Raw genomic sequence first — 20,865 nt, 5'->3', positions numbered from 1 at the left:
ATGCCATTAAATGTATTTATATGCAAATAATATGACTATAAATTCATTTTATTTTGCGTATTACTGGCTTGGATGCCACAATCAGGGGCTGATCTGAGTAAAAATAAAGCATAATTTACGTTGGTTTTTTCTGGCAGGGATGAGCTTCGTGCATAAAAAACGCCAGCGTAAACGCTGGCGTAATCAGTTATTACGTTATGCTTGCTGATGATTCAGGTGTTGCGTTGTTCAAACCGCAGTGCGCGTCGTTCGATCAGGCGCATCAATAGCGTCAGCAGGCCATTGACGCACAGATAGACGATGCCTGCCGCGCCAAACACCAATACATCGTAAGTGCGACCATACAGCAATTGGCCGTAGCCCATTACTTCCATCAGGGTAATGGTGTAAGCCAGCGAGGTCCCCTTGAACACCAACACCACTTCGTTGGAATACGAAGAGAGCGCGCGTTTAAACGCAAACGGCAGCAGGATACGCAGCGTCTGGCGTTGATTCATCCCCAGCGCGGCACAAGACTGCCATTGGCCGGATGGAATCGCCCGCACGGCACCATAAAACAGCTGTGTGGTATACGCGGCGCTGTTCAACGCCAGCGCGCTGACTGCACACAACCACGGCTGTGATAACAGATTCCATAGCCAGTCTATATGGCGAATCGACTCAAACTGACCCGGACCGTAATAAATCAGGAATATCTGCACCAGCAACGGGGTACCGGTAAACAAGGTGATATAGCCTTTAGCCAGAACGGACAGTACCGGGGTTTTTAGCGTCAGAATCACTGTCAGCACTAGCGAGAGCACTAATGCCAGCAGTAACGACGCCAGCGTCAGCATCAGACTGGTGTGCAACCCTTTAAGCAGTTCGGGAATGTAACCCAGCATCAGGACGGCCTCCGTTCAAAGCGTGTGGCGCGTGTTTCAATTTTCTTCAGGATCACCTGACTTAACAGCGTAATCGCCAGATAGATAGCGGCTGCAATCATGTACCAGGTAAAGGGTTCCTGCGTGCGGGTGGCGATACTTTTGGTTTGCAGCATCAGGTCATTCACGCTGATAAGCGAAACCAACGCGGTGTCTTTGAGCAGTACCAGCCACTGGTTGCCTAATCCAGGCAGGGCATGACGCCACATCTGTGGCATGATTAGACGGCGGAAAATCACGCCTTTGCTCATGCCCAGAGCCTGACCAGACTCCCATTGCCCTTGTGGCACCGCTTTCAGCGCGCCACGCAGCGTTTGCGATGCGTAGGCGGCATACAGCAGCGACAAGGCAATCACACCACACAGAAACGGGCTGACTTCAAAATTATCTATCGCCAGTTTAACGGGGATCTGTACCACACCGAGATTGAGCATGAAGCCATCTGACAGCATCAGCATCAATTGCGATGAGCCAAAATAGATAAACAGCACCACCAGGATTTCAGGCAAACCGCGCAGTAACGTGACGACAGCGGTGCCGCAGGCGCTGATAACTTTCCAGCGCGCGGTTTCCCACAGGGCAAACAGCATTGCCAGCAGTAGCCCTAGCACCAGAGCGCAAACGGCAAGGCCGACGGTCATCCCGGCGGCGCTTGCTAGAGGTTGAAATTCAATCATTGATTTTCTATCGGATTACTGCTGGAACCATTTCTTGTAGATGGTCTGGTAGGTGCCATCCTGCTTGATGTTGTTCAGCGCATCGTTGAATTTTTTCACCAGTTCATCATTGTTCTGGCGAACCGCAATACCTAAACCGATGCCAAAGTAGTCTTTATCGGTCACTTTAGTGCCGACAGATGCCAGGTTCGGGTTCTCTTTCAACCACTCATTCACGACGGCGGTGTCACCAAAGACGGCATCCAGACGGCCATTTTTCAGGTCCAGCACAGCATTCTGATAGCTGTCATACGGCACAACGGTGATGTCTTTATGCTTATCCAGCAGGTATTTCTGGTGTGTGGTGCCATTCTGTACGCCGACGCGTTTGCCTTTGAGCGCGGCGATGTCAGCCAGCTTATCTTTCTGGGCGATGAACAGCGCTGAGTTTTCATAGTACGGCTGGGTAAATGACACCTGCTGCTGGCGTTCTGGGGTGATATCCATACCGGCGATGACCGCATCGTAGCGACGGAATTTCAGGCCAGGGATCAGGCTATCGAATGCCTGATTGCTGAAAGTACAGGTAGCCTGAATCTGTTTACACAGTGCGTTAGCAAGATCGATATCAAAACCGACGATCTGGTTGCTGGCGTCTACCGACTCAAACGGAGGGTAGGAGGCTTCCGTGGCAAAACGAATGGTCTCAGCTGCGCTAGCGGAAAGACTTAAGCCGCCGAGCAGGGCGGCAACGAGCAGTTTCTTCATGTTATTATCCTTATCTATCAGTGAGATAAATAGCCAGCAAACTCGGGCGTTTGTGGTTGGGAAAAGTGTGAGGCGTCGCCATGTTCCACAATGCGGCCATTTTCCATATACACCACGCGGCTGGCGGTTTTACGTGCGAAATCGACTTCATGGGTGACGATGACCTGAGTAATACCGGTTTCGCTCAATTCTTTAATGATACTCACCACCTGAGCGGTGATTTCCGGGTCGAGAGCGGCGGTCGGTTCGTCAAACAAGAGTACCTGCGGTTCCATCATCAACGCGCGGGCAATGGCAACGCGTTGCTGCTGACCACCCGAAAGGTGGAGCGGGTAGCGGTCGGCAAAGTCGCTCAGTCGCAGGCGGCTCAACAGTTTTTCCGCTCGGGTATGTGCTTCCTGACGGTTGAGGCCCAGTACGCGGCAGGGGGCTTCGACCAGATTTTGCTGCACCGTGAGGTGCGGCCACAAATTATACTGCTGGAACACCATGCCGACATTGCGGCGCAGCACACGGATCGCGTTCTCACCGGGTGTCTGGCTAAAATCAAACGTCGTACCGCCGATGCTCAGGGTGCCGGAACGGGGCGTTTCCAACAGGTTCAGTACCCGTAATAATGAACTTTTGCCAGCACCACTGGGGCCGAGCAATACCAGCGTTTCGCCGGATGGACAATCAAGGGTGACATCGAACAGCGCTTGATGTGCGCCATAGAAACAGTTAATGCTGTTTAGTTGAATACTCATGCGCAAGAATTGAATAGACATTGATGCCGCAAATGGTAGCCTCGGCAGAATAGTTATGCAATCGCCACGGGTTAAAATTTGCGAATACACGACTTATTGTCGCTATTTTAGCACAAAATCTCGCTTTGCCGCGATGGTGGTGGATTTGTCAAGGCAATCGCCGTACTGTGGCACACAATCTTCAGCTATAAGGTTACCCGGTTCTGGCGCAGTTCGTTGTTAAAACAGGCGATTGATGACTTCTGTGTTGTAAAATGCGTTGTTAATGGCGGAAATTGCTATAAAAGCGTAAGAAGACTGTGAAAAACACGGTTGGTCAGGCAAATGAATATTGAATACGGGGAGGCATGATGCTGTTATCGACAACACCCACGCTGGAAGGACGGGTTATTGAAACTTATTGCGGCGTGGTGACCGGAGAAGCCATTCTTGGTGCCAACATCTTTCGGGATTTCTTTGCCGGTATTCGAGACATTGTTGGTGGTCGTTCCGGTGCCTATGAAAAAGAGTTATGCCATGCCCGGCAAATTGCCTTTCGTGAAATGCAGCAGCAAGCCGAGGAATTGGGGGCGAATGCTATCGTCGGTATCGATATTGATTATGAAACCGTGGGGAAAAACGCCAGCATGTTGATGGTGTCCGTCAGCGGCACGGCGGTTGTGGTCCGTGGTTCATGACAAGAAAGGCGATTCGGTTGGTGTGGCGAAGCGCAGTACTGATGGCGGTGATCGTGCTGGCAGGCTGTCAGGCACATAAGCGGTATGTCGATGAAGGCGATTACCAGCTAGATCTATCGTCTTCGGCGGTCAGTCGCGGTGAGCGAGTCCGTTTTTTGGTGTTACATTACACGGCTGAAGACCTGGATTCGTCGCTGGAGACGCTCACGGCTGAGCAAGTCAGTGCGCATTATCTGGTTCCCGCTTATCCGCCGCAGGTAAACGGTAAACCCGTGGTGTGGAGACTGGTGCCAGAATCACAGGCTGCCTGGCATGCGGGTGCCAGTTACTGGCGTGGCTACAGTCAGTTGAACGCGACGTCCGTCGGCATCGAGCAGGAAAACTCCGGCTGGCGTCAGACGGCGTCTGGCACGCATTGGTGGCAACCCTACACACCGCAGCAAATTGCACTGGTCACCCATCTGGCGCGTGACATTATCGCACGCCATCACATTGCCCCGCAGGATGTGGTGGGTCACAGCGATATAGCACCCCAGCGCAAGGTTGACCCAGGCCCGTTATTCCCTTGGCGGCAACTGGCACAGTCGGGGATCGGTGCCTGGCCGGACGCGGCGCGAGTGCGTTTCTATCTGGGTGACAGAGAGAAAACGATGCCGGTCGACAGAACCGTGTTGCTCACAAAACTGGCGTGTTATGGCTATGAGGTCAAAGAGGGGATGACCGACCGTCAGCAGAAACAGGTCGTGGCGGCATTCCAGATGCATTTCCGGCAGCAGCGCTACGACGGTGAGGCTGATGCGGAAACCGAAGCGATTGTTGATGCTCTGTTGGAAAAATACGGCGCGGCATCGTGTAAGGGCGCAGCATGAGGTTTTTCCTGCGTCTCCTCTGTGACAACACGAACGGTATGGCACTGCACCGCACAGTGTGAAACCTGCCTTGTTAGCCAAGGCAGGTGGGCTGTCAAGGTAGATGATTAATCGTGATGAGAAAGGCGAACGATGTCTTGTTGTTCCACTTCCTGCGCCAGCGCGGCGATACGGCGTGCCATGCCACGGAATATGAATAAATGTGCGGGCATCATCAGGAACCAATAGCCTAACCCGCTGCAACCTGCCGGATGCCACCAGGCTCGAACATCCAGCACCCGGTAGGTGCCACGCTCGTCAATAGAAAACGCCAGTCGCCCAAGCCCAGGGGCTTTCATTCCAAACAACAGCACCAACTGGTGCAGCGGTTTTAGCCGAATGACTTTCCAGCCGTTGATAAGGTCGCCTTCCATCAATTCCGACCGCTCCGGGCGACTATAGACCACCTGATTGCCATACAAGTCATCTATTTTGGCCCTAATGGTCCACAACGGATTGGCGTAAAAATAACCGTGCTTCCCACCGACTTGCTGCACGATGTTCCACAGTGCCTGACTACTGGCGTTGGTCTTGTGGCTGTAACCGGCTTGTTTCGGGTAGAAGGCGTAATCAGGACGCCAGCGCGCCTGTACATCCGGGTCAAATGCCCAGTCAGGGTGTTGTGCCGCCGCTTTCTCATCATCCAGCGTAGCCCGCACCGCGTCGTCAAAGGTCAATAACCGCTGCGGAATCAGACGTCGCAGTTTGCTATCGTCCATTGGCAAGTCATGCCGTAGCCCTTGCACCAGCGCCCGGGCGGTAGAACTGGACACTGAGGTTATCAGGTTGAGAAACCAGGCGGAGATCAACGCGGTTGGTACGGGAACCGGAAGCAACAGACGGCGTTTGCCGGTCAGGCGAATAAACCGTTCGAACAGGGTTTGGTAGCTGAGGTACTCCGGCCCGGCGGCATCGAAAATGCGATGCTGTTCGGCAGGGTGGTGCCGTATTTCTGCCAGATAGGTGAGCAGGTTTTCCAGCGCGATCGGTGAGGATTTCGAGCGTACCCAGCGTGGTGGTGTCAGCACCGGTAAATTGTTGACCATATCACGCATGATTTCGAAAGCAGCGGAACCCGGGCCGACGATGATCCCCGCACGCAGTTCAGTGACCGGTATACCGCTACTGCGCAGAATATCACCCGTCAGTTTACGTGCCTGCATATGGGTCGATGGGTGCTTGTCGGTCTGTGCTGAACCCAGATAGATAATCTGGCGGATACGACTGGTACGGAGTACCTGACGCAGGTTTTGCGCCGACTGGTATTCCCGCTCCAGAAAATCGGTACCGTCACCCATGCTGTGCGCCAGATAATAGAGCGTATCGGCCTGCCATAGCCCCTCAGGCAGCGTATGGGGCTTCATTAAATCGATGTATTCACAGCGCACACCGGGAAGATGGAGCGCTGCCAGAGAGTCAATATGACGTGAGGCGGCGATCAGCGGTTGACCTTGTTGACTCAGTCGTGTGAGGAGGTGTCGGCCGATATAGCCGCTGGCACCAAGGATAAGAATCGGGGCGGGTTTGACGGTCATCATGTATCTTTGCTCCTGCCACAACAACGCAACTTAAAACGGCAGCGGTGTCCCTGTCGATATTTACGTCCGCCATGCAGACCCTACGAAATAATAGGCCATACGAGCTAACCGGCCATAAGAAACAATAGATTATGTAAAAGATAGATTATGTAAAAATCAGCTATGCAAATGTAGCCTAAAAACAGGCAGTCAGCGCACGGCATGTCTTAGCGTGTAGGCATGCTATAGCGCGGCGATTGCATCACGTACCAGGCGTGATACCGCCTAATATAGCGGGAAGCTGGAAGGGGAAAAACCCCGCCTTATTGGTTTTGTAACGAAAATGCGGGGTAGGTCCAGAGGTTGATGAGAACCATTGGCGGGTAGGGTAAGGGAAATCAGGCTAGCTCAACATCCCCTTGTAACTGGCAACTGCAGGCCAACACATAACCGTTTGCAATGTCTTCTGGCGTCAACGTCATGGTGCTGCTGGTGGTGTAGTGGCCGCTGAGAATTCGTGTCTTACAGCTACCGCATACGCCAGCACGACAGGCGGCATTCACCGGTAACTGGTGACTTTCCAATGCCGCTAGCAGGCTGATGCCGATTGGAACTTTCACTTGCTGTAATGAATGGCGAATAGACATCGTGAGTTGTTCGCCGTCATCATCCACTGCCATATCCGGGGCGCCAAACTGCTCTTTAAAAATACGATCGCGTGGCACACCGGCCTGTAAGCAGAACGTTTCCACCTGCTGCATATACGGCTGAGGACCGCAGGTCATCACGGTACGGCGGGTGATATCAGGTACCTGTTGCAGCAGGACTGATTCCGTCAGTCGCCCGCTGAGGAAACCGACTTTTGCCTGTTGCTCTGCCATCAGCGTGAGGTGCAGTTGCTGCGGGTAACGCTGACAGAGCGTTTGCCACTCCGAAGCAAAAATCACGTGTTGCGGGTCGCGGACGTTGAAGATGACCTGAATGTCGGTGTGTGGGCGATTCGCCAGCAGCCAGCGGGTCATCGACATAATCGGCGTGACACCACAACCAGCAGCCAGCATCAGGTAACGGTCACTGACGGCGTGGGTGCAGGTGAATTCGCCTTGTGCGTCGGAGATCCACAAATAATCGCCGGGTTTTACCTGCTCTGTCAGCCAGCGTGAACCAACGCCGTTTTCCAGCCGCCGTACGGTGAACGTGATAAAGGGACTGACTCCCGGTGATGAAGACAAGGTATAGGCACGCAGCGTTTCGCTACTGTTGGCGATGCTGACCAGTGCGTACTGGCCGGGTTGCCAGGGATAAAAATCGTGGTTAATCAGCGAAATCGTCCAGACATCCGGCGTTTCCTGATGAAGAGAGTGCACCTGCATGCGGTTAGGGCATTGCGGGGTAGGCATAGTCATGGGGTGTCTCCATAACAGCCTTCCGCCGGGTTGCAGCGGAAGGCAAAGGTCAACAAACCGATCAGGCGGTGAGGATATCGTTCAGGTCTTGCTCAACGGTCGTGATAGAGCGCATACCGAATTTCTCGTTCAGGATGGCCAGCAGCGACGGTGTCAGGAAGCCCGGTGCGGTAGGGCCGGTGTAAATATTTTTCACACCCAGCGCCAGCAGCGTCAGCAGGATGACAATCGCTTTCTGCTCGAACCATGACAGCACCAGACTCAGTGGCAAATCGTTGACGCCGCAACCCAGTTTTTCTGCCAGATTGACCGCCAGCATGATGGCGGAGTAGGCGTCGTTACACTGACCGACATCCAGCAGACGTGGCAAGCCTTCCAGTGTACCGAAATCAAGCTTGTTGAAGCGGTATTTACCACACGCCAGCGTCATGATCAGGCAGTCTTGCGGTACGCTACGGGCGAAATCGGTGTAGTAGCTACGTTCGGTACGGCTGCCGTCGCAACCACCAACCAAAAAAACATGGCGCAGTTTTTTGCTGGCGACCAGAGCAATCACGGTATCTGCCGCATTCAGCAGCGTCTGGCGGCCAAACCCGACGGTAATCAGGTGTTCAATCTCACTGTACGGGAAGCCCGGCAGTTGCTGTGCCTGGGCGATGACGGCGCTGAAATCATCCCCTTCGAGGTGCTGAGCGCCCGGCCAGCCGACGATACTACGAGTCCAGATACGGTCGGTATACTGGCCTACGTTAGGGTCAATTATGCAGTTGGAGGTCATCAGGATCGGGCCGGGGAATTTGGCGAATTCGGTTTGCTGGTTCTGCCAGCCGCTGCCGTAATTACCGACCAGATGGGCGAATTTTTTCAATTCCGGGTAACCGTGCGCTGGCAGCATTTCACCGTGGGTATAAATATTGATACCGGTCCCTTCGGTTTGTTCCAGCAGCATGCGCAGGTCTTTCAGGTCGTGGCCGGAGATCAGGATGGCTTTGCCTGCCACCGGACGGACGTTAACCTGAGTCGGTTGCGGATGACCGTAGGCGGAGGTTTCACCCTGATCCAGAATCGCCATCACGTTGAAGTTCATTTTGCCGATAGCCATTGCATTGCCGAGCAGCGTATCGACATCGGTAGGCGAGGTGCCAAGCCAGGCCATAAACGCATGGTAGTCGGCGTATAAGGCGTCATCATGCTGCCCCAGTACGTGGGCGTGTTCCATGTAGGCCGCCGCGCCTTTCAGACCATACAGGCACAGCATGCGCAGCCCGTGGATATCGTCGCCAATCGCGGCTTTATCTTTGTTCAGCGCGAACTCGGCAGACTGCTGTAACAGGGGCGGGATGTCGTCGCCCGCCAGTTGCAGTTCTGCCATCGGGTGGTCGACGGTAACACTGGCGTCTTTCAGACGGCAACGGGTTGCCAGACCTTCGCGCAGGCTAATGGCTTCGCGGGCATAACCGATGATGCGCGGCGAGTCAAAGTTTACATTGGTCAGGGTAGAGAAGAAGGCGCGAGGAGCAAAGCTGTCGATGTCGTGATCGATAATGCCCAGCGCGCGTGCCTGCAACGCCCAGGCCGATAATCCCTGGAGAACAGCGACCAGCAGGTCTTGCAGGTCAGAGGTTTCGGCGGTTTTACCGCACATGCCTTGCGCGTAGGCGCAGCCGTTGCTGGCCGGGGTTCGGATGGTCTGTTCACATTGCACACAATACATGATGGCTTCCTTTATTAAAGTTGCATTTGTAATGCCTGTTATGAGGATAGAACGGTTGCGGGTGTCTAAAAAGGCTTTTTATATGCAATTTAAGGTGAACTTGATTTAGCGCAATTTTCACGTGTGGATGAAAATCACTCGCATCTGTGGGGCATTTTTATGCGTCGCGAGGCAGATCCGTGGCATAGGGCTTGACCCTGTTGTGCTTTTATCGTCATGCTCATCAGGAAAGCACAGCACTGGAGGCACGGATGTATCTGGAAAGAGTCGAGATTGTTGGATTCCGGGGCATTAACCGACTGTCGCTAACACTGGATGAGAATACGGTTCTGATCGGTGAAAACGCCTGGGGAAAGTCCAGCCTGTTGGATGCACTTTCGCTGTTGTTGACACCGTCGCCGCCGCTTTATCACTTCGATTTGCAGGATTTTCATTTTACACCCGGCGATGAAACCAGCCGGGAACGTCACCTGCAGGTGATCTTTACGTTTTGTGAGTCTGCTCCAGGTCACCACCTGGCTCCCCGTTACCGCTCGCTGTCACCGGTCTGGATTAAAGGTGAAGGACGATTGCACCGTATTTTTTATCGTCTGGAAGGGGAAATGGATGAAAGTCAGGCGATTTTTACCTGGCGCAGCTTTCTGGACGCCAATGGACAGGCGCTGGTGCTGGAGAATATCGACTGGCTGGCCAGCGAAATAGTCCGGTTGCACCCGGTGTTGCGGCTGCGCGACGCCCGTTTTATCCGCCGGTTTCGTACCGGTACATTGATGCCACAAGTCGATGATAATGAGCTGCTATCACGCCAGTTCGAAACACTGGTGCGAGAATTAGCGCAGAATCCCAATCGACTGACGAATCAGGAACTGCGTCAGGGGCTGGTGGCGATGCGCCAACTGGTGGAGCACTATTTTTCTGAGCAGGGTGCTGACCCGAGCGACAGACGTCACCATCGTCATGCGCGAGCCGGTAATGGCCGGGCCTGGCGCTCGCTGGATAACATCAACCGCATGATTTCCGGCTCTCACAATCGCAGCCGTCGCATTATTCTGCTGGAGCTGTTTTCTACGTTGTTGCAGGCCAAAGGTTCCGCTGTGCTAGACCCGCACGCCAGACCCTTGTTGTTGATAGAAGACCCGGAAACCCGCTTACATCCGATCATGCTGTCGGTAGCATGGGGGCTGCTGACGCAATTGCCATTACAGAAAATCACCACCACGAATTCCGGCGAGCTGCTGTCACTGGTGCCGGTAGAGCAGGTGTGTCGTCTGGTGCGCGGGTCGGCGAAGGTAGCGACCTATCGCATTGGGCGGCAGGGCATGACGCAGGAAGACAGCCGCCGTATTACCTTCCATATTCGGTTTAATCGCCCAACGTCGCTGTTTGCGCGCTGTTGGTTGCTGGTAGAAGGCGAAACCGAGGTCTGGATGCTTAGCGAACTGGCGCGCCAGTGCGGGCACCATTTTGAAGCGGAAGGGGTGCGTGTTATCGAATTTGCGCAGGCAGGGCTAAAACCGCTATTGAAATTCGCCTACCGCATGGGTATCGAATGGCATGTGTTGGTGGATGGTGATGACGCCGGGAAAAAATACGCGGCTACCGTTCGCAGCCTGTTGCAGTCGCAGGGGGAATCGGAGCGCGATCACCTGACGATGTTGCCCGCGCTGGATATGGAACATTTCATGTACCGCAATGGGTTTAGTCAGGTCTATCACCGGGTGGCGCAATTACCGGAACCGGTGCCGTTGTCAGCGGCTAAAATCATTACTAAGGCAATCCACCGAACGTCGAAGCCGGATCTGGCGATTGAGGTAGCGATCGAGGCTGCAACGCTTGGGGAATCGGCAATCCCGCCGTTGATTCGCAGCATGTTTTCTCGGGTGTTATGGCTGGCGCGCGGACGGGCGGATTAAGAGCCTATCCTTAGTAGGATAAATAGGCTAAGAATACTGGCCACCCGATGGCGGCCAGTATTGGAGTCGTTTGACCTGGTCACAGGAATTAAAGGAGAAAGACCGGAAAGCGTAAGGTGAGCATTCAGGCGACCGTTTCACCGGCGATCGGTACGATCAGACTGGCGTGATTTCCTTTCGGTCCCTGGTGCAGGGTAAATTGCACGACCTGACCTGCTTTTAGCGTCCTGTAGCCGTCCATCTGAATGGTTGAATAGTGGGCGAAAATATCTTCACCACCGCTTTCGGGGCAAATAAAGCCAAAGCCTTTGGCGTTATTGAACCATTTAACAGTACCTGTCTCCATGCATCTTCATCCTTCGCTAGAGTGTTCTCTAAGGTGAGGTTATTGGGTTAAGGCAAACCGAATTGATTAAAACAGCATCAATCCAACTCTACACTCTATTGAAATCACCTTTGCCGTCAAGCGCCCGGTTCGGACACTTTGCAGCAGGTTTGTGAAAATTTGATGCAGGTAACGCTATCGACGGGTTTTATTGCCGTTAATATCAGGAAGGGAGTTTGTGGGGCCAGAGCGATTTTGAGCAGGCGGTGATAGAATAAAAATCAGGTATGCTGTTGTAATGACAGCCAGCGATTAAGTATCAGAACTGATTTTGGGTAGAAGATGGGAAATCATAGCACTGGGCCACAGACCGACGACCTGACTAAAGAGCATTATACTGAAGCCTTGCAACCGCCATCGATGTATAAAGTGATACTTAACAATGACGATTACACGCCGATGGAATTTGTTATTGACGTTCTGCAAAAGTTCTTTTCTTATGATATTGAACGTGCAACGCAACTGATGCTTACGGTTCACTATCAGGGCAAAGCCATCTGCGGAGTGTATAGCGCCGAAGTGGCTGAAACCAAGGTAGCGCAAGTGAACCGCTATGCCAGGGAGAACGAGCATCCGTTGCTCTGTACGCTGGAAAAGGCCTGAATAGGGCAATTTATTGGGGGAGGTGCCTATGCTCAATCAAGAACTGGAACTCAGTCTCAACATGGCTTTCGCCAGAGCGCGCGAGCACCGGCATGAGTTTATGACCGTGGAGCATCTGTTGCTGGCGTTGCTCAGTAACCCCTCCGCACGAGAGGCCCTGGAGGCCTGTACTGTCGATCTGGCGGTTCTGCGTCAGGAACTGGAAACCTTTATCGAACAAACCACGCCGACACTGCCACAAAACGATGAAGAGCGTGATACACAACCCACACTGAGCTTTCAGCGCGTGCTGCAACGTGCTGTGTTCCACGTGCAATCGTCGGGGCGTAGTGAGGTGTCGGGTGCCAACGTTCTGGTCGCCATCTTCAGTGAGCAGGAGTCACAGGCCGCCTATCTGCTGCGTAAACACGACGTCAGCCGGTTGGATGTAGTGAATTTCATTTCCCATGGTACGCGTAAAGAAGAGTCCGGCCCGGCTGCAAATCCGGAGAATCCGGTTAACGAAGAACAGGCTGGCGGGGAGGAGCGTATGGAAAACTTCACTACAAATCTCAACCAGCTTGCCCGAGTGGGTGGCATCGACCCGTTGATTGGCCGTGACAGCGAGTTGGAGCGCACCATTCAGGTATTGTGCCGCCGTCGTAAAAACAACCCCTTGTTGGTCGGCGAATCCGGTGTGGGGAAAACTGCGATTGCTGAGGGGCTGGCCTGGCGCATTGTGCAGGGCGACGTACCGGAAGTCATGGCTGGCTGCACGATTTACTCGCTGGATATCGGCTCGTTACTGGCCGGCACCAAATACCGTGGTGACTTTGAGAAGCGCTTTAAATCGCTGCTCAAACAACTGGAGCAGGATCAGAGCAGCATCCTGTTTATCGATGAAATCCATACGATTATCGGTGCTGGTGCGGCGTCCGGTGGTCAGGTGGATGCGGCTAATTTGATTAAACCGTTGCTGTCTAGCGGCAAGATTCGCGTGGTAGGCTCCACCACTTATCAGGAATTCAGCAATATCTTTGAAAAGGATCGTGCGCTGGCCCGCCGCTTCCAGAAGATCGATATCACTGAGCCGAGTGTGGAAGAAACGGTACAGATCATTAACGGTCTGAAGACGAAATACGAAGCGCACCATGATGTGCGCTATACCGCTAAAGCGATTCGCGCCGCAGTAGAACTGGCGGTGAAATACATCAACGATCGTCATTTGCCGGATAAGGCCATCGACGTTATCGATGAAGCGGGTGCGCGCTGCCGTCTGTTGCCAGCCAGCAAACGCAAGAAAACCGTCAATGTGGCGGATATTGAATCGGTGGTTGCCCGTATCGCTCGTATTCCGGAGAAAACAGTCTCCGCCAGCGATCGTGATGTGCTGCGTAGTCTGAGTGACCGCCTGAAAATGCTGGTCTTTGGACAGGATAAAGCTATCGAAGCGCTGACCGAAGCCATCAAGATGAGCCGTGCAGGGCTGGGTCATGAGCGTAAACCTGTTGGGTCGTTCCTGTTCGCCGGGCCTACGGGGGTGGGGAAAACCGAAGTCACGGTACAACTGGCGAAAGCGCTGGATATCGAGTTGTTACGCTTCGATATGTCGGAGTACATGGAACGCCATACGGTCAGTCGCCTGATTGGTGCTCCTCCGGGTTATGTCGGTTACGATCAGGGCGGTTTGCTGACTGACGCGGTCATCAAACACCCGCATTCGGTATTGCTGCTTGATGAAATCGAGAAGGCGCACCCGGATGTATTCAACCTGCTGTTGCAGGTGATGGATAACGGGACGCTGACGGATAACAATGGTCGCAAAGCGGATTTCCGTAATGTGATCGTTGTGATGACGACTAACGCCGGGGTGCGTGAAACCCAGCGTAAGTCGATTGGCCTCATCCAGCAGGATAACAGCAGCGATGCGATGGAAGAGATCAAGAAGGTCTTTACGCCGGAATTCCGTAACCGTCTCGATGGCATCATCTGGTTCAACCATTTGTCGGCAGAGGTGATCCAGCAGGTTGTCGACAAGTTCATCGTCGAACTGCAGGCGCAACTGGATGCCAAAGGCGTGTCGCTGGAAGTCAGTGAAGAAGCACGCAACTGGCTGGCAGAGAAAGGCTACGACAAAGCGATGGGGGCCCGGCCGATGGCGCGAGTCATTCAGGAAAACCTCAAGAAACCGTTGGCGAATGAATTACTGTTTGGTTCGTTGGTGGACGGCGGCTCTGTGAAGGTGGAACTGGATAACGCTGCCCAGCAACTGACTTACCGTTTCCTGAGCGCCCAGAAAAACAAGACGGAAGGTGTGGTTCACTGAGTGGGTTTAACGGAGTGTGTGGCACTGAGGTAAGCACACTCCTCAAACCAAATAGGTTTCATACCGATATATAACACCTCGAACGAAAATAGAAAGGGCATCGACAGATGCCCTTTTTCATAACGGTATGACCGTCTTTGTGTGCCCACGGGCACCCGAGTCGTTTGAATTAATAGGTGGGTAAGTAACGTGCCGCCTTAAAATGCAAACGCCCTCGCCAGAGGCAAGGGCTGAAAGGTAAACATACCGGCCTATCGCTTCAGACGATAGTGCGGTTGTTAACGGCTACGGAAGACAATGCGGCCTTTGCTCAGGTCGTACGGGGTCAGTTCCACAGTCACTTTGTCACCCGTCAGGATGCGGATATAGTTTTTACGCATTTTACCGGAGATATGAGCGGTAACCACGTGCCCGTTTTCCAGCTCAACGCGGAACATGGTGTTGGGCAGCGTATCCAGCACGGTGCCTTGCATTTCAATATTGTCTTCTTTGGCCATCGAGTCCTCTAGGTGTAATTACCTTAGTTTTTAACCGGCAAGATAATGCCGAAAAACCCTCATTATGTAAAGGCGCGTGAGCAGCCACCGTTCATTTATCGCCCGCGGATGTCGCCCCGACAAGGGGAGAAGGCAGTGACTGCGGGTGCCAGCATCCGTCGAGTAAGACCTTATGTTGCAACTGCTGCAACCAGTGCAGAAACTCGCGTCTGGGGATATCTGTCGCCCCCAGAGAGGCGGTGTGGTCGTTAAGTACCTGACAGTCAATCAGTTGGCCGCCGTGATGCACAAAGTGCTGTAGAAACGTCGTCAGAGCGTATTTGGAGGCATTGTCCGCCCGGCTAAACATGGATTCGCCACAAAACAGCGCACCCTGAGCGATGCCATATAATCCTCCGACCAGATGTTCGCCGTGCCAGACCTCAACCGAATGGGCCACACCGGCCGAATGCAACTGGCAATAGGTGCGAATAATCTCTTCGCCAATCCAGGTACCTTCCTCACGTTCGCTGGCACAGGCGGAGATAACGGCTTCAAACGCCTGATTGAGTGTGACGCGATAATCGGCGCGGCGCATGAATTTTCGCATGCTACGACTGAGGTGGAATTGCGCCGGAAACAGTACCGCCCGTGGGTCAGGGCACCACCATAGAATGGGGTCATCCTGAGAAAACCATGGGAAAATGCCTTGCCGATAGGCACTTAATACCCGCTCGGGCGACAAGTCGCCGCCGTAAGCCAGCAGACCGTTAGGGTCGCGCAGCGCCGTTTGCGGGTCGGGAAACTGCAGTGAGAACGGGGAGAGTTCACACAATAACATGCTCACCTCAGCCTACAGGTGTTGATGAAATTGCCAGTAGCGCCCCTGCAACGCCATCAGGCTGTGATGTGACCCCTGTTCTACCAGTTTCCCGCCATCCATCACGAACAGCCTGTCCATGCTTTCCAACCCGTTGAGACGGTGGGTAATGACGATCAGGGTCTTACCAAGACAGTGTTGCCGCAACAATTGCAGTATACGCTGTTCGGTATCGGCATCGAGCCCTTCGGTAGGTTCATCCAGCAACACTAACGGGGCCGGGTGGAGCAAGGCTCGTGCTACGCCAATACGGCGTTGTTCGCCGCCGGAGAGCTGGCGTCCCCCTTCGCCCAGCCAGGCGTTCAGCCCCTGGTCATCCAGCAATTTTTCCAGCCCAACCTGAGTGAGCACGGCGCTGAGCTGCTCGTCGCTGGCAGACGGTGCCGCCAGACACAGGTTTTCCCGCAATGTCGCACTGAAAATATGCACCCGTTGTGGCACTACGCTCATGGCATCGCGCAATGTCGATTCCGGCCATGCGGCAAGCGGCGAGTCATTCAGGCGAATTTCGCCAGTGTTGCAATCCCATGCACGGGTCAGTAACTGCAACAGGGTCGATTTACCACAGCCGGTGCGACCAAGCAGGGCGACATGCTCGCCCGGTGTCAGCGTGAGTGACACGCCGCTCAGCGCCGGTTGGTTTTGTTCCGGGTAGGTAAAACTCACGTTATCCACCGTAAGCTGAACCTGTTTTACCTGCTCAGGCCCCTGGGTGGGGAAGGTGACCGATGGGCGTAATGTCAGTAACTGGTTGACCCGTGTGGCGGAGGCCACCACATGACCGATGTGTTGAAATGCACCCGCCACAGGGGCGAGTGTTTCGAATGCGGCAAGGGCGGTAAACACAAATAGCGCAATGAGCGCTCCCGGCTGACTATCACCACCTACGCCGCCAGCAGCCAGCCATAACAGCAGGGTGGCGGTCAGGCCGCTGGCCGCAATCAGGATAGCTTGCGACAGTGCACTGAGCCCGGCTTGTTGGCGTTGTCGTTCAAACCAGCGCAGTTCCAGCATTTCCAACTGCTGACGAAAATGTGTCAACGCGCCGAAGACAGCCAGTTCTGCCTGCCCCTGAATCCAGGTCGTTAGTTGTACCCGGTAATGCGCACGCAGCATGGTCAGGTCAGCGCCGATAGGTTGCCCGGCACGATAAAAAACCAACGGTAGCACCACCAGCAACGCCAGCATGATGGCTGCCAGCGTCAACGCCAGCGAGGTATCGAGAAAGCTGAGCCCATAGGCCAGCGCCACAATTACCACCAGTGCGCTGATCAGCGGTGAAATGACGCGCAGGTAGAGGTGGTCCAGTGTATCTACGTCCGCTACCAGTCGGTTGAGCAGTTCTGCCTGGCGAAACCGAACCAACCCACCAGGTGACAACGGCAGAATGCGGCTAAAGGTGAACACCCTAAGATGCAGCAAGACGCGGAAAGTCGCATCGTGGCTTACCAGTCGCTCAAAGTAACGGCTGACGGTACGCAAGATGGCCGCGCCACGTACACCCGCAGCGGGCAGCATATAGTTGAACGTGGCTAATCCGGCCAGCCCAGCCAGCGCTGACGCGGCCAGAAACCAACCTGACAGTGTTAACAGACCGATACTGGCGAGCAACGTAAGAATCGCCAGTATGATGCCCAGTCCGAGCCGAAAGAAATGGCGGCGATACAACGCTAAAAAGGGTTTAAGTACCTGCATTACGCGAATTTTTTCCATCTTACAGTTCCCCCCGGCGGTGTGTCAGTAGCGTGGCGAAGGGGCCGGCTACCTGACTCAGCGTGAGGTAATCGCCTTGCTGGACTAACTGCCCATCGACCATGACCCAGACGGCATCGTAGTCGCGAATTTCGCTGAGCTGGTGTGTCACCAACAGTGTAGTCTGCGAACGTGAGGCATCGTTTAGCGCACTCATCACCCGTTGCTCACTGTGTGCATCCAGACTGGCGGAGGGTTCATCCAACAGCAGCAATCGACATGGATGAAGCAGCGCACGCGCCAGCGCGACCCGCTGTGCCTGACCCACCGATAGTCGGGCGGCACCGTCGCCCAGTGGCGTGTCCAGGCCTTGCGGTAACTGCGGCAAAAATTCGTGGACATAAGCGCGCTCAAGCGCCTGTTGCAGCGCCTGCTCCGAGGTGTCCGGTCGTCCCAGCAACACATTCTGGCGTAAAGTTGATTCGGGCAAATGCGGATTTTGTCCCACCCAACTCAGGTGTTGTCGCCATGACGTGGGCGATAGGGTGTGCAATTCTTCACCGTTGACAGTGATTGAGCCGCGATACGGCAGGAAACCTAACAGCAGATTCAGCAGCGAGCTTTTCCCTGCACCACTCGGGCCGACCAGTGCGACGCGTTGACCGGCTTCCAGCCTGAAGCTCAGCGGTCCTGCCAGCGTCTTGCCTTCAGGCGACAAGATAATGAGTTCATCGGCGATGAGCGTGACAGGGGTATCACTGTGAAAAAGGTGCGTACCGTTTCCGGTTTCTTCGCTGGCGGCCATCATAAAGCGGTGCAACGCTTCTGCGGCACCAATTGCCTGCGCTTTGGCATGGTAGAAGGTGCCAAGGTCGCGTAACGGTTGAAAGAATTCTGGTGCCAGAATCAGTACCAGGAAACCGGCAAACAAGGTGACTCCGGTACCGTAACTGCCGAAATGTAACTCACCAAGGTAGGAAAAACCAAAATAGACGGCGACTACCGCGATGGAGATGGAAGCGAAAAACTCCAGCACGCCGGAAGAGAGGAAGGCCATACGCAGCACTTCCATGGTCCGGCTGCGAAACTGCTCAGATGCCTGACGAATCTGTTCGACCTCTGCTTCGCCGCGATGGAACAGGCGCAACGTGTCCAGACCGCGTAATCGATCAAGAAAGTTACCGCTCAGTCTGGCCAGTGCCTGAAAATTGCGCCGGTTAGCATCGGCTGCACCCATCCCGACCATCGCCATGAACAACGGGATCAACGGCGCGGTTGTCAGCAGGATTAATCCTGCCGCCCAGTTCACCGGAAACACAACAATCAGTATCAGTACCGGGATGATCACGGCCAGATACATTTGCGGCAGGTAGCGAGCATAGTAATCATGCATGTCGTCGACCTGCTCCAGAATCAGCGTAGCCCAACTTCCCGCCGGTTTGCCTTGAATCCAGGCAGGCCCCAGTTGCTGCAGGCGATCCAATACCTGCTGACGGATATGCTGGCGAATGGTTTGTCCGCAGCGAAAACCAACACGCTCACGTACCCAACTCACTAAGGCGCGTAATACGAAAGTGGTCGCCAATAGCAGAAATGTCATCACTACGTGATTTCGCGGCGTATGGTCGATAATCAGAGCGTGCAGCAGTGATGCCAATAACCATGCCTGCGCCATAATCAGCAGGCCGCTTACCATGCCCAGCAGGAGAGACAGTCGTAGCCAGCGATGTGCCAGGCGGCTTTGCTGTTTCAGCCAGTGGGTCAGTTCTCGTTGTCGGGTGTCTTTCATCAGGTGCAGGTCGGTTCCAGTTGCTACATGAAAATAACGCTTATGTAGCCGTTACTTAACACAATCATGTGTGTAATGGCTGTTGTGGCGTCATGTTACCTCGGTGTTGGGGTTGTGCAAATGAAAAGCCGATACCGGTGTGGGTGAACGATCAATTTTTATCTCGGCGGCAGGCAATAAAAAACCCGGTCATGATCACGACCGGGTCTGGAAGGCGGGCAAGGACAGTAATGATTATTTTGCGAGCGCGTCTAAATAGCGTTCAGCATCCAAAGCCGCCATACAGCCGGTACCGGCAGAGGTAATGGCCTGGCGATAAATATGGTCCATCACATCACCAGCGGCGAAGACACCGGGAATACTGGTTTGTGTGGCGTTACCGTGAATACCGGATTGCACCTTGATGTAACCGTTTTCCAACGCCAACTGGTCGCCAAAAATAGCAGTATTCGGGCTGTGGCCGATAGCGATAAATACCCCGGCGACATCCAGCTGTTCGGTTGCTTCGCCAGTTGCTTCGCGCAGGCGCACACCGGTTACGCCCATTTCGTCACCCAGCACTTCATCCAGCGTGCGATTGGTGTGCAGAACGATATTGCCGCTGTTGACCTTGGCCATCAGACGGTCGATCAGAATTTTTTCTGCACGGAAACTGTCGCGGCGGTGAATCAGATGCACTTCAGCCGCGATATTGGACAGATACAATGCCTCTTCGACAGCGGTATTGCCACCGCCGACGACCGCCACTTTCTGGTTACGATAGAAGAAACCGTCACAGGTAGCACAGGCGGAGACCCCTTTGCCTTTGAAAGCGTCTTCAGACGGCAGCCCCAGATAGCGGGCCGATGCGCCGGTAGCGATGATCAAGGCATCACAGGTGTACTCGTCGCTGTCGCCAAACAGGCGGAACGGGCGAGTGTGTAGATCAACGCGTGTGATGTGATCAAACACGACTTCGGTATTGAACTTGACTGCATGGGCGTGCATGCGCTCCATGAGCAACGGACCGGTGAGGTCATCCGCGTCACCGGGCCAGTTTTCCACTTCAGTGGTGGTCGTCAACTGACCGCCTTTTTCCATCCCGGTGATCAGCAGTGGACTTAGGTTTGCCCGCGCAGCATAGACCGCGGCGGTATAGCCTGCCGGGCCTGAACCCAGAATCAATAGTTTACGATGTTTGGCAGTGCTCATGAGTTCCTCATTTCACTCGAACGGACGATGTAGCCGATTGTAAGGAAATTACCTGCGTAAAAAAAGTGTGGAGAAATGTTGTTGGCTATTGGTCCAATCGTTACGAAATATCGACAGGCGCGGGTAATGCGTCTACTTGACGGCAGATGACGTATGAAAACGCTGCACTAATGGAGTGCAGAGGCTGAATCTGGCACTTTCTTCTGATTTTAATTGTTTTACTTTGACAATCGGCTGCGCTTTTGCGAAAACATCCTTGGAAGAGGAAATATTTTGTATGTGAATAGTTGAATGCTCCGGCTTTTATGCGTTTGGG

18 protein-coding genes are annotated in these 20,865 nt (G+C 54.0%); 5 read left to right on the top strand and 13 right to left on the bottom strand.

Features of this window, described 5'->3' with window-relative positions; translation table 11 throughout:
• Positions 1 to 212 precede the first annotated feature (212 nt).
• From artM to artP, 4 genes are read right to left on the bottom strand one after another with little or no spacing between them, the layout of a single operon-like run.
• Entirely contained in the window at positions 213 to 884 is a 672-nt protein-coding gene (gene artM, locus FAZ14_RS13960) for an arginine ABC transporter permease ArtM (protein ID WP_016943734.1), read from the bottom strand.
• Positions 884 to 1,600 carry an arginine ABC transporter permease ArtQ gene (gene artQ / locus FAZ14_RS13955; protein WP_153508718.1) on the bottom strand — a complete coding sequence of 239 codons (717 nt, stop codon included), beginning with the start codon at positions 1,598 to 1,600 and terminating at the stop codon, positions 884 to 886. Before artQ ends, artM begins: the two co-directional genes overlap by 1 nt.
• Positions 1,601 to 1,615: 15 nt before the next feature.
• Positions 1,616 to 2,347 (bottom strand): arginine ABC transporter substrate-binding protein, encoded by a 732-nt coding sequence (gene artJ / locus FAZ14_RS13950; RefSeq protein ID WP_016943736.1) that lies wholly within the window; start codon positions 2,345 to 2,347, stop codon positions 1,616 to 1,618.
• Positions 2,348 to 2,364: 17 nt separating this feature from the next.
• A complete protein-coding gene (gene artP / locus FAZ14_RS13945) occupies positions 2,365 to 3,093 on the bottom strand; it encodes an arginine ABC transporter ATP-binding protein ArtP (protein ID WP_192810590.1) in 729 nt (242 codons plus the stop codon).
• Positions 3,094 to 3,443: 350 nt separating this feature from the next.
• Between artP and FAZ14_RS13940 the strand changes: the two genes are divergently transcribed.
• Both FAZ14_RS13940 and FAZ14_RS13935 read left to right on the top strand, forming a co-directional pair.
• Positions 3,444 to 3,770: a heavy metal-binding domain-containing protein gene (locus FAZ14_RS13940; RefSeq protein ID WP_016943738.1), complete on the top strand. Its 327-nt coding sequence runs from the start codon at positions 3,444 to 3,446 to the stop codon at positions 3,768 to 3,770.
• Positions 3,767 to 4,639, top strand: coding sequence for an N-acetylmuramoyl-L-alanine amidase (locus FAZ14_RS13935; protein WP_016943739.1), 873 nt, complete (start codon positions 3,767 to 3,769; stop codon positions 4,637 to 4,639). Before FAZ14_RS13940 ends, FAZ14_RS13935 begins: the two co-directional genes overlap by 4 nt.
• 107 nt (positions 4,640 to 4,746) lie before the next feature.
• On the opposite strand, the gene FAZ14_RS13930 is transcribed toward FAZ14_RS13935, so the two are convergent.
• The 3 genes from FAZ14_RS13930 to hcp form a co-directional block, all read right to left on the bottom strand.
• Positions 4,747 to 6,216, bottom strand: coding sequence for a DUF2867 domain-containing protein (locus FAZ14_RS13930; RefSeq protein WP_016943740.1), 1,470 nt, complete (start codon positions 6,214 to 6,216; stop codon positions 4,747 to 4,749).
• A 377-nt stretch (positions 6,217 to 6,593) separates the two neighbouring features.
• Positions 6,594 to 7,601 (bottom strand): NADH oxidoreductase, encoded by a 1,008-nt coding sequence (gene hcr / locus FAZ14_RS13925; protein WP_016943741.1) that lies wholly within the window; start codon positions 7,599 to 7,601, stop codon positions 6,594 to 6,596.
• A 61-nt stretch (positions 7,602 to 7,662) separates the two neighbouring features.
• A complete protein-coding gene (gene hcp / locus FAZ14_RS13920; protein WP_153508717.1) occupies positions 7,663 to 9,315 on the bottom strand; it encodes a hydroxylamine reductase in 1,653 nt (550 codons plus the stop codon).
• Positions 9,316 to 9,566: 251 nt separating this feature from the next.
• On the opposite strand from hcp, the gene FAZ14_RS13915 reads away from it, so the two are divergent.
• Positions 9,567 to 11,228: an ATP-dependent endonuclease gene (locus FAZ14_RS13915; protein WP_016943743.1), complete on the top strand. Its 1,662-nt coding sequence runs from the start codon at positions 9,567 to 9,569 to the stop codon at positions 11,226 to 11,228.
• Positions 11,229 to 11,352: 124 nt separating this feature from the next.
• Here FAZ14_RS13915 and cspD read toward each other — a convergent pair whose 3' ends face one another.
• Entirely contained in the window at positions 11,353 to 11,574 is a 222-nt protein-coding gene (gene cspD / locus FAZ14_RS13910) for a cold shock-like protein CspD (RefSeq protein ID WP_016943744.1), read from the bottom strand.
• A 321-nt stretch (positions 11,575 to 11,895) separates the two neighbouring features.
• Between cspD and clpS the strand changes: the two genes are divergently transcribed.
• Positions 11,896 to 12,216, top strand: a complete 321-nt coding sequence (gene clpS / locus FAZ14_RS13905) for an ATP-dependent Clp protease adapter ClpS (RefSeq protein WP_012884971.1) — start codon at positions 11,896 to 11,898, stop codon at positions 12,214 to 12,216.
• Positions 12,217 to 12,244: 28 nt separating this feature from the next.
• Positions 12,245 to 14,521 (top strand): ATP-dependent Clp protease ATP-binding subunit ClpA, encoded by a 2,277-nt coding sequence (gene clpA / locus FAZ14_RS13900; protein WP_016943745.1) that lies wholly within the window; start codon positions 12,245 to 12,247, stop codon positions 14,519 to 14,521.
• Between the two features lie 278 nt (positions 14,522 to 14,799).
• On the opposite strand, the gene infA is transcribed toward clpA, so the two are convergent.
• From infA to trxB, 5 genes are all read right to left on the bottom strand, one after another.
• Positions 14,800 to 15,018: a translation initiation factor IF-1 gene (infA, locus tag FAZ14_RS13895; RefSeq protein WP_002211347.1), complete on the bottom strand. Its 219-nt coding sequence runs from the start codon at positions 15,016 to 15,018 to the stop codon at positions 14,800 to 14,802.
• A gap of 91 nt (positions 15,019 to 15,109) precedes the next feature.
• Positions 15,110 to 15,838, bottom strand: a complete 729-nt coding sequence (aat, locus tag FAZ14_RS13890) for a leucyl/phenylalanyl-tRNA--protein transferase (RefSeq protein ID WP_023639852.1) — start codon at positions 15,836 to 15,838, stop codon at positions 15,110 to 15,112.
• Between the two features lie 12 nt (positions 15,839 to 15,850).
• Entirely contained in the window at positions 15,851 to 17,572 is a 1,722-nt protein-coding gene (cydC, locus tag FAZ14_RS13885; protein WP_029456642.1) for a heme ABC transporter ATP-binding protein/permease CydC, read from the bottom strand.
• A 19-nt stretch (positions 17,573 to 17,591) separates the two neighbouring features.
• Entirely contained in the window at positions 17,592 to 19,358 is a 1,767-nt protein-coding gene (cydD, locus tag FAZ14_RS13880; RefSeq protein WP_016943748.1) for a heme ABC transporter permease/ATP-binding protein CydD, read from the bottom strand.
• Positions 19,359 to 19,592: 234 nt separating this feature from the next.
• Positions 19,593 to 20,549 carry a thioredoxin-disulfide reductase gene (gene trxB / locus FAZ14_RS13875; RefSeq protein ID WP_153508716.1) on the bottom strand — a complete coding sequence of 319 codons (957 nt, stop codon included), beginning with the start codon at positions 20,547 to 20,549 and terminating at the stop codon, positions 19,593 to 19,595.
• Between the last annotated feature and the right edge of the window lie 316 nt (positions 20,550 to 20,865).

Source organism: Dickeya oryzae (assembly GCF_009372235.1).
GTDB lineage: Bacteria > Pseudomonadota > Gammaproteobacteria > Enterobacterales > Enterobacteriaceae > Dickeya > Dickeya oryzae.
Note: the sequence above shows the minus strand (reverse complement) of the source record. Positions and strands in the feature narration are given on the sequence as shown.

What these genes read in the sequence shown, in the direction of transcription:
- clpA (WP_016943745.1), top strand. Translation starts at nt 12,245, where the DNA reads ATGCTCAATCAAGAACTGGAACTCAGTCTCAACATGGCTTTCGCCAGA.
- cydC (WP_029456642.1), bottom strand. Translation starts at nt 17,572, where the DNA reads ATGCAGGTACTTAAACCCTTTTTAGCGTTGTATCGCCGCCATTTCTTT.
- FAZ14_RS13935 (WP_016943739.1), top strand. Translation starts at nt 3,767, where the DNA reads ATGACAAGAAAGGCGATTCGGTTGGTGTGGCGAAGCGCAGTACTGATG.
- FAZ14_RS13930 (WP_016943740.1), bottom strand. Translation starts at nt 6,216, where the DNA reads ATGATGACCGTCAAACCCGCCCCGATTCTTATCCTTGGTGCCAGCGGC.
- trxB (WP_153508716.1), bottom strand. Translation starts at nt 20,549, where the DNA reads ATGAGCACTGCCAAACATCGTAAACTATTGATTCTGGGTTCAGGCCCG.
- aat (WP_023639852.1), bottom strand. Translation starts at nt 15,838, where the DNA reads ATGTTATTGTGTGAACTCTCCCCGTTCTCACTGCAGTTTCCCGACCCG.
- artP (WP_192810590.1), bottom strand. Translation starts at nt 3,093, where the DNA reads ATGAGTATTCAACTAAACAGCATTAACTGTTTCTATGGCGCACATCAA.
- cspD (WP_016943744.1), bottom strand. Translation starts at nt 11,574, where the DNA reads ATGGAGACAGGTACTGTTAAATGGTTCAATAACGCCAAAGGCTTTGGC.
- artQ (WP_153508718.1), bottom strand. Translation starts at nt 1,600, where the DNA reads ATGATTGAATTTCAACCTCTAGCAAGCGCCGCCGGGATGACCGTCGGC.
- hcp (WP_153508717.1), bottom strand. Translation starts at nt 9,315, where the DNA reads ATGTATTGTGTGCAATGTGAACAGACCATCCGAACCCCGGCCAGCAAC.
- clpS (WP_012884971.1), top strand. Translation starts at nt 11,896, where the DNA reads ATGGGAAATCATAGCACTGGGCCACAGACCGACGACCTGACTAAAGAG.
- artM (WP_016943734.1), bottom strand. Translation starts at nt 884, where the DNA reads ATGCTGGGTTACATTCCCGAACTGCTTAAAGGGTTGCACACCAGTCTG.
- artJ (WP_016943736.1), bottom strand. Translation starts at nt 2,347, where the DNA reads ATGAAGAAACTGCTCGTTGCCGCCCTGCTCGGCGGCTTAAGTCTTTCC.
- cydD (WP_016943748.1), bottom strand. Translation starts at nt 19,358, where the DNA reads ATGAAAGACACCCGACAACGAGAACTGACCCACTGGCTGAAACAGCAA.
- FAZ14_RS13940 (WP_016943738.1), top strand. Translation starts at nt 3,444, where the DNA reads ATGCTGTTATCGACAACACCCACGCTGGAAGGACGGGTTATTGAAACT.
- FAZ14_RS13915 (WP_016943743.1), top strand. Translation starts at nt 9,567, where the DNA reads ATGTATCTGGAAAGAGTCGAGATTGTTGGATTCCGGGGCATTAACCGA.
- hcr (WP_016943741.1), bottom strand. Translation starts at nt 7,601, where the DNA reads ATGACTATGCCTACCCCGCAATGCCCTAACCGCATGCAGGTGCACTCT.
- infA (WP_002211347.1), bottom strand. Translation starts at nt 15,018, where the DNA reads ATGGCCAAAGAAGACAATATTGAAATGCAAGGCACCGTGCTGGATACG.